11 protein-coding genes and 1 pseudogene are annotated in these 13,376 nt (G+C 69.7%); 9 read left to right on the forward strand and 3 right to left on the reverse strand.

Features of this window, described 5'->3' with window-relative positions; genetic code table 11:
* The 8 genes from VFL99_RS15450 to VFL99_RS15485 form a co-directional block, all read left to right on the forward strand.
* A partial coding sequence (locus VFL99_RS15450) for a 4Fe-4S binding protein (protein ID WP_325107248.1) occupies positions 1-408 on the forward strand: 408 nt, incomplete at its 5' end.
* Positions 405-1,178: an NADH-quinone oxidoreductase subunit J gene (locus VFL99_RS15455; RefSeq protein WP_325107249.1), complete on the forward strand. Its 774-nt coding sequence runs from the start codon at positions 405-407 to the stop codon at positions 1,176-1,178. The genes VFL99_RS15450 and VFL99_RS15455, both read left to right, overlap by 4 nt.
* A complete protein-coding gene (nuoK, locus tag VFL99_RS15460) occupies positions 1,175-1,474 on the forward strand; it encodes an NADH-quinone oxidoreductase subunit NuoK (RefSeq protein ID WP_325107250.1) in 300 nt (99 codons plus the stop codon). Before VFL99_RS15455 ends, nuoK begins: the two co-directional genes overlap by 4 nt.
* 13 nt (positions 1,475-1,487) lie before the next feature.
* On the forward strand, positions 1,488-3,428 hold the full coding sequence (gene nuoL / locus VFL99_RS15465; RefSeq protein WP_325107251.1) for an NADH-quinone oxidoreductase subunit L: 1,941 nt from the start codon (positions 1,488-1,490) through the stop codon (positions 3,426-3,428).
* Complete coding sequence (locus VFL99_RS15470) at positions 3,428-4,963, forward strand: NADH-quinone oxidoreductase subunit M (protein WP_325107252.1); 1,536 nt, start codon at positions 3,428-3,430, stop codon at positions 4,961-4,963. The genes nuoL and VFL99_RS15470 overlap by 1 nt, the downstream gene beginning before the upstream one ends.
* A gap of 20 nt (positions 4,964-4,983) precedes the next feature.
* Positions 4,984-6,531 carry an NADH-quinone oxidoreductase subunit NuoN gene (nuoN, locus tag VFL99_RS15475; RefSeq protein ID WP_325107257.1) on the forward strand — a complete coding sequence of 516 codons (1,548 nt, stop codon included), beginning with the start codon at positions 4,984-4,986 and terminating at the stop codon, positions 6,529-6,531.
* Positions 6,528-7,538, forward strand: a complete 1,011-nt coding sequence (locus tag VFL99_RS15480; RefSeq protein WP_325107253.1) for a polyprenyl synthetase family protein — start codon at positions 6,528-6,530, stop codon at positions 7,536-7,538. Before nuoN ends, VFL99_RS15480 begins: the two co-directional genes overlap by 4 nt.
* A gap of 101 nt (positions 7,539-7,639) precedes the next feature.
* On the forward strand, positions 7,640-8,050 hold the full coding sequence (locus VFL99_RS15485) for a ChaB family protein (RefSeq protein ID WP_414713781.1): 411 nt from the start codon (positions 7,640-7,642) through the stop codon (positions 8,048-8,050).
* A gap of 43 nt (positions 8,051-8,093) precedes the next feature.
* On the opposite strand, the gene rarD is transcribed toward VFL99_RS15485, so the two are convergent.
* The 3 genes and pseudogenes from rarD to VFL99_RS15500 form a co-directional block, all read right to left on the reverse strand.
* Complete coding sequence (gene rarD / locus VFL99_RS15490; RefSeq protein WP_325107255.1) at positions 8,094-9,041, reverse strand: EamA family transporter RarD; 948 nt, start codon at positions 9,039-9,041, stop codon at positions 8,094-8,096.
* Complete coding sequence (locus VFL99_RS15495; protein ID WP_414713780.1) at positions 9,038-10,192, reverse strand: 2-oxoacid:ferredoxin oxidoreductase subunit beta; 1,155 nt, start codon at positions 10,190-10,192, stop codon at positions 9,038-9,040. Before VFL99_RS15495 ends, rarD begins: the two co-directional genes overlap by 4 nt.
* A pseudogene (locus VFL99_RS15500) lies at positions 10,189-12,132 on the reverse strand (2-oxoacid:acceptor oxidoreductase subunit alpha). Before VFL99_RS15500 ends, VFL99_RS15495 begins: the two are co-directional and overlap by 4 nt.
* Before the next feature lie 134 nt (positions 12,133-12,266).
* Here VFL99_RS15500 and htpX point away from each other — a divergent pair.
* Positions 12,267-13,136: a zinc metalloprotease HtpX gene (htpX, locus tag VFL99_RS15505; protein ID WP_325107256.1), complete on the forward strand. Its 870-nt coding sequence runs from the start codon at positions 12,267-12,269 to the stop codon at positions 13,134-13,136.
* Positions 13,137-13,376: the final 240 nt, after the last annotated feature.

The following is a 13,376-nucleotide window of genomic DNA, read 5'->3' on the forward strand; positions in this document are numbered from 1 at the left end:
AACGACGACAGCGAGGGCGGGACCGGCCGGTTCTGCCCCGGCGAGCGGTACGGCCGCGTCTACCAGTTCAACTACCTGCGCTGCATCTTCTGCGGCTACTGCATCGAGGCCTGCCCGACGCGGGCCCTGACGATGACCAACGAGTACGAGCTCGCGGACGACAACCGTGGTGACCTGATCTTCGAGAAGGACCAGCTGCTCGCCCCGTTGCGGCAGGGCATGCTGCAGCCGCCGCACCCGATGGTGGCCGGGACGACCGAGCGCGACTACTACCGCGGCAAGGTCGAGAAGGCCACCCCGGAGCAGGAGGCGTGGGTCCGGGACCAGGACGAAGCGGCGGACGCGGCGAACGACGACACCACGGCGCAGCCTGTCGCGGGCCACCTGGAAGGTGGTGTCACCAAGTGAACGGAACCGGCACGTCGGAGGCGGTCCTCTTCTGGATCCTGGCCCCGATCACCGTGTTCGGCGCCCTCGGGTTGATCTTCGCCAAGAAGGCCGTGCACGCGGCCATGGGCACCGCCCTGGTCATGGTCTGCCTGGGCATCTTCTACATCGCCCAACAGGCCGACTTCCTCGGCATCATCCAGATCTTCGTCTACACCGGCGCGGTCATGATGCTGTTCCTGTTCGTCGTCATGCTCGTCGGCGTCGACTCCTCGGACTCCCTGGTGGAGACCATCAAGGGCCAGCGCTGGATCGGCATTCTCTTCGGGCTGGGCCTGCTCGCCGTGCTGCTGACCGCGATCGGCAAGGTGACGTGGGGTCAGCCGGTCGGCCTGGCCCAGGCCAACGCCTCCGGCAACGTCACCGGCATCGCCGAGCTCATCTTCAGCAAGTACGTGTGGGCCTTCGAGGTGAGCAGCGCCCTGCTGATCACGGCGGCGATGGGCGCCATGGTGCTCGCCCACCGCGAGCGGATGCGCCCGAAGCCGACCCAGGCCGAGTGGTCGGACCGGCGGTTCAAGAAGGGCGAGAACCTCGCCGGCCTCCCGGTTCCCGGTGTCTACGCGCGGCACAACGCCGTGGACACCCCGGCGCTGCTGCCGGACGGCACGCCCAGCAGGCTGTCCGTGTCCCGGGTGCTGGTGGCTCGTGACCAGGTCGCGCTCGGTGACAGCTACGAGGAGGACGAGCACGACATCGAGCGTGAGATCGAGGAGGGATCCTCGCGATGAGCCTGGAGAACTACATCTACCTGTCGGTGATCCTGTTCTCGATCGGCGGCACCGCGGTCCTGCTGCGACGCAACGCGATCATCATCTTCATGGGCGTCGAGCTGATGCTGAACGCGACCAACCTCGCCTTCGTCACCTTCGCCCGGATCCAGGGGCACCTCGATGGCCAGGTGATCGCCCTGTTCGTCATGATCGTGGCCGCCGCGGAGGTCGTGGTCGGGCTCGCGATCATCATGTCCATCTTCCGTGCCCGTCGCTCGGCCTCGGTCGACGACGCGAACCTGCTGAAGCTGTAAGGGGCCTGCGTCCATGAATCTGGTGCAACTCTCGGGCACCCTCGTGTCCAGTGAGGCGGCCACGGCCACCGGCGCGGCGTCCTTCGCCTGGCTGCTGGTCGCGCTGCCCGCCTTCGGCTGCGCGCTGCTCCTGTTCGGTGGGCGCCGCACCAACAAGTTCGGGCCGCTGCTCGCCACCGGTCTGTCCTGGGCGGGCTTCGTGGTCGCCATCGCCATCTGGATCCAGATGCTGGGCCAGCCGGCCGACCACCGCTCGTGGAACCTCCACCTCTACACGTGGGTCCCCGCCGGGTCCTTCCATGTCGAGGCAGGGATGCTCGTCGACCAGCTGTCCATGGCGTTCGTCCTGCTGGTGACGTTCGTCGGATCGCTGATCCTCGTCTACTCCCTCGGCTACATGGCGCACGACCCGGCCAAGCGTCGGTTCTTCGCCTACCTCAACCTGTTCGTGGCCTCGATGCTGCTGCTGGTGCTCGCGAACTCCTACCTGCTGCTCTATGTCGGCTGGGAGGGCGTCGGTCTCGCGTCCTACCTGTTGATCGGGTTCTGGTACCACAACACCGACTACGCCACGGCGGGGAACAAGGCCTTCTTCGCCAACCGGGTCGGCGACGTGGGACTGTCGCTGGCGATCATGGCGATGTTCTTCCTGTTCGGACGGGTGGACTTCGCGGGCGTGGACGCGGCCGTCGCCCACGGCAACCACGGCTGGGTGACCTTCATCGGGCTGATGCTGCTGCTCGCGGCCTGCGGCAAGTCGGCGCAGTTCCCGCTGCAGAGCTGGCTGGGTGACGCGATGGCCGGCCCCACCCCGGTGTCCGCGCTCATCCACGCGGCGACCATGGTGACCGCGGGTGTCTACCTCGTGGTGCGCAGCCACGTGATCTTCGAGGCGTCGCCGACCGCGCAGCTGCTCGTCGTGATCGTCGGTGCCGTCACCCTGCTCTTCGGGGCGATCGTCGGTTGTGCCAAGGACGACCTCAAGAAGGCGCTGGCCGCCTCGACCATGAGCCAGATCGGCTACATGATGCTGGCTGCCGGCCTCGGCCCGGTGGGCTACGCGTTCGCGATCTTCCACCTGCTGACGCACGGGTTCTTCAAGGCCGGGCTGTTCCTCGGTGCCGGGTCGGTCATGCACGCCATGAACGACCAGATCGACATGCGCCGCTTCGGTGGGCTGCGTGCCGTCATGATGATCACCTGGATCACCTTCGGCCTCGGCTGGCTCGCGATCATCGGCTTCCCCGGCCTGTCCGGCTACTGGTCCAAGGACAAGATCATCGAGAGCGCCTTCGTCGGGAACGGGTGGCACGCCTGGGTGTTCGGTCTGGCGGCGCTGATCGGTGCGGGGATCACCGCGTTCTACATGACGCGACTGTTCATCATGACCTTCCACGGCAAGCGCCGCTGGACCGACGACGTGCACCCGCACGAGTCGCCACTGACCATGACGATCCCGATGATGGTGCTTGCCTGCGGCTCCGCGGCGCTGGGTGGGATCCTCGGCCCGACCGGCATCATCAGCAACTGGCTGGAGCCGGTCGTCGGCTCGCCCGAGGGCCACGGCGAACCGGTGATGTCCGTGCCGGTCATCACCGGGCTGACCATGCTGCTGCTCGTCATCGGTGGTGGCCTCGCCTACTGGCGCTATGAGCGGGAGACGGTCCCGGTCGTGGCCCCCGTCGGGTCGTTGGTCACGCAGGCCGCCCGGCGCGACCTGCTGCAGGACGACTTCAACGACGCGGCGCTGGTGCGTCCGGGCACCTGGCTCACCCGCTCGCTGGTCTACCTGGACAACCGCGGCGTCGACGGCCTCGTGATGGGGCTGGCGTCCTTCGTCGGCGGGTTGTCCGACCGGGTGCGCCAGGTCCAGAACGGCTTCGTCCGGTCCTATGCCCTGACGATGCTCGCGGGCGTCGTCGTGATCCTCGGTGCTCTGTGGGTGGTGCAGTGATGTCTGACTTTCCCTGGCTGAGCACGATCGGTGCCATCCCCCTCGTCGGCTCGCTCGTCGTGGCGTTCCTGCCGCGCGCGGCCGCGAAGTCCGCGCGGATGGTGGCGCTCGTGTTCTCCCTCGTGACGCTCGGCGTCGCCGTCGCCATGGCGACCCAGTTCCGGACGGGGGCCACGCAGCAGTTCCAGTTCACCGAGCTGCACTCGTGGATCCCGCAGTTCGGCGTGAACTACTCGCTGGGCGTCGACGGCATCGCGCTCGTGCTCATCCTCATGAGCCTGGTGCTGGTGCCGGTGTCGCTCCTGGCGGCGTGGAACGACGAGCCCGAGGTGGGCCGGCGACAGCAGACCTACTTCGCGCTGATGCTGGTGCTCGAGACGTTCATCGTCGGGGTGTTCTCCGCCACGGACGTCTTCCTCTTCTACCTGTTCTTCGAGGCCATGCTGATCCCGGTCTACTTCCTGATCGGGTCCTTCGGCGGTGAGCGCCGTCGCTACGCCTCGTTGAAGTTCCTGCTCTACTCGCTGGCCGGCGGGCTGATCATGCTCGTCGCGGTCATCGCCCTCTACATCTACGGGCCCGGCGGCGCGGACGGCTTCCTGGTCACCAAGCTGACCGGGGTGCACTTCGACGCCACGGCGGGCCGGCTGATGTTCCTCGGCTTCTTCTTCGCCTTCGCCGTGAAGGCCCCGATGTGGCCGGTGCACACCTGGTTGCCCGACGCGGCGACCGAGGCGCCGCCGGCCACGTCGGTGCTGCTGCTCGGTGTGCTGGACAAGGTCGGCACGTTCGGGATGATCCGGTTCTGCCTGCAGCTGTTCCCCGACGCGGCGAAGTGGGCCACGCCGGTGATCATCGCGCTGGCCGTGCTCTCGATCCTCTACGGCGCGCTCGTGGCCATCGGCCAGCGCGACATGCTGCGCCTCATCGCCTACACCTCGATCAGCCACTTCGGCTTCATCGTGCTGGGCATCTTTGCGATGACCACACCCGCGGGCGCCGGGTCGACCCTCTACATGGTCAACCACGGCTTCACCACCGCGGCGCTGTTCCTGGTCGCCGGGATGCTCATCAAGCGTCGCGGCAGCAAGTTCATCCCCGACTTCGGCGGGTGGCAGAAGACGACCCCGGTCATCGCGGGCGTGTGGCTGCTGTCCGGCCTGTCCGGACTGGCGCTGCCGGGCCTGAACTCCTTCGTCTCGGAGTTCCTCGTGCTGGTCGGTACCTTCCAGCGCTACCAGATCGCCGCGATCTTCGGCACCATCTGCATCATCTTCGCCGCCATCTACATCCTGTGGATGTACAAGCGGATGATGCACGGTCCTGAGACCCAACCGAGCGGGTCGGTCGTCGACATGACGACGCGGGAGAAGTGGGTGGTGGCCCCGATCATCGCCGCCTTCCTCTTCCTCGGCTTCTACCCGAAGCCGGCGCTCGACGTCATCAACCCGGCCGTCTCCCAGACGCTGCACCACGTCGGCGTCACCGAACCGGCGCCGCTCACCGGCGCTGCCGCCGATGGAGGACAGAAGTGATCGCCGCCCTGCCCACCGTGATGCCGGCCGCCTTCACGGCGCCCACCATCAACTACGGTGCCGTCCTCCCGATGCTGATCGTCTTCGGCGTCGCGCTGGCCGGTGTGCTGGTGGAGGCGTTCGCCCCCCGTGGTGCCCGCTACCTCACCCAAGTGATCCTGTCGGTGCTCGGGCTCGCGGCGGCGCTGGCGGCGATCGCCACCACGGCACGGACGAACCAGGGCATCACGTTCGACGGTGAGGTCGTCATCGACGGACCGGCCCTGCTACTGCAGGGCGTCATCGTCGCGCTGTCCCTGCTCGCGGTGCTGGCGATGGCCGAGCGCTTCGACGGCCGCACGGCCGAGGCGTTCACGCCGGCCGGGGCGTCCACCCCCGGATCGGTCCTCGAGGCGCGGGCCCTGCGAGCCGGCATGACGACCACCGAGGTCTTCCCCCTGACGCTCTTCGCGGTCGGCGGCATGATGCTCTTCCCCGCCTCGGGGGACCTGCTCGTGATGTTCATCGCGCTCGAGGTGCTCTCGCTGCCGCTCTACATTCTCTCCGGCCTGGCCCGCCGTCGCCGCCTGCTCTCGCAGGAGGCGTCGCTGAAGTACTTCCTGCTGGGGGCCTTCTCCTCGGCGTTCTTCCTCTTCGGCTCGGCCCTGCTGTACGGCTTCGCCGGCTCGATGAACTTCGGGGACATCGCCCAGGCGATCCCCACCCAGACCGGCAAGGACGGCCTGCTGACGGCCGGCGTGCTGCTCGTCGCGATCGGCTTGCTGTTCAAGACCGGTGCGGCCCCGTTCCACTCCTGGACCCCCGACGTCTACCAGGGCGCCCCCAGCCCGGTGAGCGGGTTCATGGCCGCCTGCACCAAGGTGGCCGCCTTCGGGGCCCTGCTGCGGGTGCTCTACGTGGGCTTCGCCGGCGACCAGTGGAGCTGGTACCCGTTCATCTGGGCCGTCGCCGTCCTCACCATGGTGGTCGGCTCGGTGCTGTCGGTGACGCAGACCGACATGAAGCGGCTGCTCGCCTACTCCTCGATCGCCCACTGTGGCTTCGTGCTCGTCGGTGTCCTGGCCCTGAGCAAGATCGGGGTCGCCGGTGTGCTGTTCTACCTCGCGTCCTACGGCTTCAGCATCATCGCCGCGTTCGCGGTGGTGGCCCTCGTGCGGGAGCGGGGCACCGAGGCGACGAACCTGTCGCAGTGGGCCGGGCTCGGCAAGCGGCACCCGGTCGTCGCCGGCGTCTTCGCCTTCCTGCTGCTGGCCTTCGCGGGCATCCCCTTCACCTCCGGCTTCACCGCGAAGTTCGCGACCTTCGCGCCCGCCATCGCCAGTGGTGGCGCCATGGGGGTCTGGCTGGTCGTGGTCGGTGTGCTGACCAGCGCCATCACGGCCTTCGTCTACTTCCGGGTGATCGTGCTCATGTACTTCTCCGAGCCGACCGGTGAGACCCGGGTGGCGATGCCGACGGTGGTCAGCACCGTGGCGATCACCATCGGCACGCTGGCGACGCTGGTGCTGGGCATCGTGCCGTCGCCGCTGCTCGACCTCGCGACCAGTTCGTCGCAGTTCCTCCGATGACCCCCGCCGCGCGGGCCATGGGAAGCCTGGCGCTGCCCTCGCTCTCGCCGGAGCTCGCCGCGCGGCTGCAGGAGGGGCTCGCCGACGTCGACCGTTGCCTGCGGGAGCGGGTCGACCACGAGGACCCCTTCATCGCCCAGGCCTCGGGCCACCTGTCCGCGGCCGGAGGCAAGCGGTTCCGGCCGCTGCTCACCCTGCTGGCCGCGGAGCTCGGATCGGGGCGCAACGAGCAGGTCGTGGCCGCGGCGACCGGGGTGGAGCTGACCCACCTCGCCTCGCTCTACCACGACGACGTGATGGACGAGGCGAGCGTGCGCCGGGGCGCCCCCAGCGCGAACGCACGCTACGACAACTCCACCGCGATCCTCGTCGGGGACCTGCTCTTCGCCCGGGCATCGGAGGTCATCGCCGACCTCGGAGCCGACGCGGTGCGCATCCAGTCGCTGACCTTCGTGCGGCTGTGCACCGGGCAGATCCGGGACGACCGGCCGCCGCCCGCAGGCGCGGACCCGATGGACTACTACCTCGGTGTGCTCGCCGAGAAGACCGGCTCGCTGTTCGCGACCGCCGCCCACTACGGCGCGCTCTTCTCCGGCTGCCCGCCGGAGACCGTGGAGATCATGCGCCAGTATGGCGAGCGGCTGGGTATCGCTTTCCAGCTCGCCGACGACCTGCTCGACATCGAGTCGGAGTCACGGGAGTCCGGCAAGACGCCCGGGACCGACCTGCGGGAGGGCGTCGACACCCTCCCGGTGCTCTATGCCAAGGCCTCCACGGACCCGGCGGACGAGCGGCTACGCACGCTGCTGCAGAGCGACCTGCGGGACGACACGCTGCACGCCGAGGCCCTGGACATGCTGCGCGGCCACGCCGCGATGCAGCGTGCCCGCGAGCACACCAACGCCGTGGCGCGTGAGGCGCGGGACCTGCTCGAGCCGCTCGGCGACGGGGACGCCCAGGAGGCCCTGCGCGCCCTGGCCCTCGGGGTGGCCAACCGCGCGACCTGACGGCCCGACCGCCGGACCCCTCGTCTCGACGAGCGGAGCGCGCCGTCCTGGGGCACAGTGGGGGCAGGAGCCACCCGAACGAGTGGAGGTCTGCCATGCCCATGATGAAGAACGGCAAGCCGAACAAGGACGAGCTCCCGAGCACCTTGCAGCGCTCGGACGCCAAGGCGCAGCGCACCTTCGCCGAGGCCCACGACTCGGCGGCCGAGGAGTACGGCGACGGAGAGCGGGCGCACCGGACGGCGTACTCGGCCCTGAAGCACAGCTACGAGAAGGTGGGGGACCACTGGGAGCCCAAGGACCACAAGGGGCCCAGTGACGCGCAGGCGAAGGGCGGCCGGGACACCGACCGCAAGACGGCCGGCGGTGTGGACGCGAATGCCAGCAAGGAGCACCTCTACGAGGTCGCGCAGAAGCTCGACATCTCCGGCCGCTCGACCATGACCAAGGATGAGCTGGTCAAGGCGATCCAGAAGGCCAACGACAACGAGTCGGCCAAGTCCCGCGGCTGACTGGTCGGCCGACGAGATTCCGGCCCGGCCGGACCCGGACGGCTCAGGCGACCGCGCCCTCGGCCGACTGCTCGAGCCTCCGGGCGCGGGTGCGCACCGACCGCAGCGAGTCCGCCGACAGCACCCCGAGCGCGAGCCACACGATCGCGAAGCCGACCCACCGGGCGGTGCTCAAGTGCTCGTGCAGCAGCACGACCCCGCAGACCAGCTGCAGGATCGGGGTGATGAACTGCAGCAGCCCGATCGTCACCAACGGCACCCGGCGGGCGGCGGCAGCGAACAGCAGCAACGGGATTGCCGTGGCCACCCCCGAGGACGCGAGCAGCAGGCCGTGCCCGACTCCGTCCGTGGTGAAGGTGGCCCGCCCGGTGACGGTCAGCCACGCCAGCACCAGCGCGGCGACGGGCGCCAGCACGGCGGTCTCCGCGGTGAGGCTGTGCAACGCCCCGAGACTGGTGCCGAGCCGCTTCTTCATGAACCCGTAGCTGGCGAAGCTGCACGCCAGAGCCAGTGAGATCCACGGCGGCTTGCCGGCGGCGAACGTCAGGTAGAGGGCCCCCAGCAGCCCGATACCGACCGCGGCCCACTGCAGCGGACGCAACCGCTCCCGGAGCACGAAGACCCCGAGCCCCACGGTGACCAGCGGGTTGAGGAAGTAGCCCAACGCCGCCTCGGTGACGTGCCCGCTCATCACCGCCGCGACGTAGATGGTCCAGTTCGCGGCGATGAAGATGCTCGCCAGCGTGACCCCGACGAGGGCCTTGGGGCTGCGCAGGATCGGGCGCACCCACGCGAAGTCCCTGGTGGCCAGCACGACGAGCACGCAGAAGACCACCGACCACAGGATGCGGTGCACCAGGATCTCCCACGCGCCGGCCGGCGCCAGGATGGTGAAGTAGAGCGGGAAGGCACCCCAGATCAGGTAGGCCGTGAACCCGTATGCCGTCCCCAGCCTGGTCGCGTCGACGTCGCGGAAGCGAGCCGGCGTCACCGCCGGGTCGGCTCGGGCTCTGCCGCCGAGACGGTCCAGGTGTCCTTGCCCTCCAGCAGGCTGGCGAGGTCGGCGTCGGTCGCCGGGCCGCCGCCGGAGGCCACCGCCGCGTCGACCTGTGCGCGCACGAGGTCGTCATAGGTCGGCCGCTCGACGCTGCGGAAGATCCCCATCGGCACGTGCCGCATGGTGCGGTCGTCGAGCCGGGACAGGGCGAACGCCTGCGCCGGGTTGTCGGCTCCCGCGTCGTGCACGAGGACCCGGGACGGGTCGGCCTCGGACTCCGCCACGACCGCGAGGCCACCGGTGTCGTCACGCACGACCACGCGGGCGTCCTCGCCCTCGCCCACCCGGACCGGCTGTCCGTCGACCAGGTGGAGCAGCCTCGCAGCCTTCTGCTCGTTGTCCTTGAGCAGTTGGAACGCGCCGTCGTTGAAGATCGGGCAGTTCTGGTAGATCTCGACCAGCGCGGTGCCGCGGTGCTCGGCGGCCGCGCGCAGGGTCGCGGTGAGGTGCTTGCGGTCGGAGTCCATGGTCCGGGCCACGAAGGTCGCCTCCGCGCCCAGCGCCAGCGACACGGGGTTGAACGGGGTGTCGACCGAGCCGAAGGGGGTCGACTTGGTGATGCTGCCGATCTCGGAGGTGGGGGAGTACTGCCCCTTGGTCAGGCCGTAGATCTTGTTGTTGAACAGCAGGATCTTGAGGTTCACGTTGCGCCGCAGCGCGTGGATCAGGTGGTTGCCGCCGATCGAGAGGGCGTCCCCGTCGCCGGTGACGACCCACACCGACAGGTCGCTGCGCGAGGTCGCCAGCCCGGTCGCGATCGCCGGGGCGCGCCCGTGGATCGAGTGCATCCCGTAGGTGTTCATGTAGTACGGGAAGCGCGAGGAGCAGCCGATGCCCGAGATGATGACCATGTCCTCGCGGGCGATGCCCAGGCTCGGCAGGAAGGCCTGGACGGCGTTGAGGATGACGTAGTCCCCGCAGCCGGGGCACCAGCGGACCTCCTGGTCGGTCTTGAGGTCCTTGGCCTTCAGCTCGCTGACCTTCTCCCCGGCCAGGTCGGTCGAGCGGGCGATGGCGTCCGCGATGGGGGTGGGCAGGCCGAGGTCGTGCACGTGCGGGCCGGTGGTGGGCTCGGTGGCGGTCACTGGGTGCCTCCGTCGAGGGCGGCGGAGACGCCGCCCGGGTTGATCGCGTCGACGGCGTCGCCGATCACGCCGGCGAGCTCGGCGGCCCGGAAGGGCAGCCCGCGCACCTGGGTGTGGCTGACGACGTCGATGAGGTACTTGGCCCGCAGCAGCAGGGCCAGCTGCCCGAGGTTCATCTCCGGGCAGATCACCCGCTCGTAGCGGCCCAGGATCTTGCCCAGGTCGCCCGGCAGCGGGTTGAGGTGGCGCAGGTGGACCTGCGCCACCGAGCGGCCGGAGCGGCGGACCTGGCGGCACGCTGCCCCGATCGGCCCGTAGGTCGAGCCCCAGCCGATCACCGCGACCCGCGCGTCACCGTCGGGGTCGTCGACCTCGGTGGGCGGCAGCGTCGCGGCGATCCCGTCGACCTTCGCCTGCCGAAGCCGGGTCATCAGGTCGTGGTTGGCCGGGTCGTAGGAGATGTTGCCGGTGCGATCCGCCTTCTCCAGCCCGCCGATGCGGTGCTGCAGCCCCTTGGTGCCGGGGATCGCCCACGGCCGGGCCAGGGTGGCCTCGTCACGCAGGTAGGGCAGGAACTCGCCCTCGGCTCCGTTGGGCGCGGTGGCGAACTCGACGGTCAGGTCGGGCAGCGCGTCGACGTCCGGGATCTGCCAGGGCTCGGCACCGTTGGCCAGGTAACCGTCGGAGAGCAGGAACACCGGGGTGCGGTAGGTCAGCGCGATCCGGGCCGCCTCCAGGACGGCGTCGAAGCAGTCCCCGGGCGAGCGCGGCGCGACGATCGGCACCGGCGCCTCCCCGTTGCGGCCGAACATCGCCTGCAGCAGGTCCGATTGTTCCGTCTTGGTGGGCAGGCCGGTCGACGGGCCGCCGCGCTGCACGTCGACGATCACCACCGGCAGCTCGGTCATCACCGCCAGCCCGATCGCCTCGCTCTTCAGCGACACCCCCGGCCCCGAGGTGGTGGTCACCGCCAGCGCGCCGCCGAAGGCCGCCCCGATCGAGGCGGAGACGCCGGCGATCTCGTCCTCGGCCTGGAAGGTGCGCACACCGAAGGCCTTGTGCCTGGCCAGCTCGTGCAGGATGTCCGAGGCCGGGGTGATCGGGTACGCGCCGAGGAACACCGGCAGCCCCGAGCGCTGCCCGGCCGCGACGATGCCCAGCGCCAGCGCCTGGTTCCCGGAGATGTTGCGGTACCGCCCCGGCGTCATCGGGGCCGGCTTGACCTCGTAGGAGACGGCGAACGCCTCCGTCGTCTCCCCGTAGTTGTAGCCGGCCCGGAACGCCGCGACGTTCGCCGCCGCCAGCTCCGGCTGCGCCCGGAACCGCCGCTCGAGGAAGCGGATGGTGCCCACGGTCGGCCGGTGCTACATCCAGGAGAGCAGGCCGAGCGTGAACATGTTCTTGCTCCGCTCGGACTCCTTCTTGCCCAGCCCGCTGCCGGCCACCGCCTCCAGCGTGAGACTGGTCAGCGGCACGGCCACGGTCTGCCAGCCGGACAGCGAGCCGTCCTCCAGCGGGTTGGACTCGTAGCCGACCTTGGCCAGGTTGCGCGAGGTGAACTCGTCGGCGTCGACGATGAGCAGCCCGCCGCCGGGCAGGTCGGCCAGGTTCGCCTTCAGCGCCGCCGGATTCATCGCCACCAGCACGTCCGGCGCATCCCCCGGCGTCATGATGTCGTGGTCGGCGAAGTGCAGCTGGAACGAGCTGACCCCGGGCAGGGTCCCCGTCGGCGCGCGGATCTCGGCGGGGAAGTTGGGCAGCGTCGACAGGTCGTTGCCGAAGGCCGCCGTCTCACTGGTGAACCGGCTGCCGGTCAGCTGCATGCCGTCACCGGAGTCCCCGGCCAGCCGGATGACCACGCGGTCGAGGGCGACCACGCTCTTGACCAGGCCACCCTCCCTGGAGCGGGGGCCTGCTGTGGACGGATCCGTCGCAGTCATGAGTGGTCCACCTCCACCGGCCGAGATTACGTGTCCGTACCGGACGCCGGGGCCGCCTGTGGCCCGGGTCACTTCTGGAGCGGCGGGGTGATCCGGGCGGGAACGGCCGCCACGACGGGGCCGTTCTCACCATCGTGCAGCGCTGGAACAACGGACTGAAGACCGCTGTCCTCCTGGGGGCCATGGGTGCCCTCATCCTCGTGGTGGGGCAGCTGATCGGCGGTCGCCAGGGACTGTTCATCGCGCTGGTCATCGCGCTGGCGGTCAACGGCTGGGCGTATTTCAACTCCGACAAGCTGGCGCTGCGGGCCATGCGCGCGTTCCCGGTGACCGAGACGCAGGCGCCGCAGCTGTACGCGATCGTTCGCGAGCTCGCGACCGAGGCCCGCCAGCCGATGCCCCGGCTGTACGTGAGCCCCGCGACGCAGCCCAACGCCTTCGCGACGGGGCGCAACCCGCGCAACGCCGCCGTCTGCTGCACCCAGGGGATCCTCGAGCTGCTCGACCGGCGCGAGCTGCGCGCCGTCCTCGGTCACGAGCTCTCGCACGTCTACAACCGCGACATCCTGATCAGCTCGGTCGCGGGAGCGATGGCCACGGTCATCACGTACCTCGCGCACCTGGCGATGTTCGCCTCGCTGTTCGGGGGCCGGTCCGACGACCGGGACGGCGGCAACGCTCTGGGCGGCCTGCTGCTCATGCTGCTCGGGCCGCTCGCGGCGGGGTTGATCCAGATGGCGGTCAGCCGCAGCCGCGAGTACCAGGCCGACGCGTCGGGCGCCCGGCTCAGTCACGACCCGCTGGCCCTGGCCGACGCCCTGCGCAAGATCGAGCGGGGAGCCGCGGCGCGGCCGCTGCCGCAGGACAGCCGCCTGGTCACCCAGAGCCACCTCATGATCGCCAACCCGTTCCGCGGCCAGGGCCTGGCCACGCTGTTCTCCACCCACCCGCCGATGGCGCAGCGGATCGCGCGGCTGGAGCAACTGGCCCGGGAGATGGAGTAGGTACCTCCCACCCCACCCCTCGTTCCTCGGGCAGGTCCCTGTGACGGGGCGCCGGTCAGCGGTAGTTGTCGTATCGGTACCAGGGCGTTTGCTATCTATGATGGTTGAGGGAACACGCGACTGACCTGCGCGTTCGGTGTTGGACGCCGCTGAGTGATCACGGCGGGTGCTGAGCGTCTTGCGGACAATCTGCGGACTAGACACTCTGTAGCCGAGCTAATGATCTGCTTTCAACCGCCT

This window comes from Segeticoccus sp., assembly GCF_035708005.1.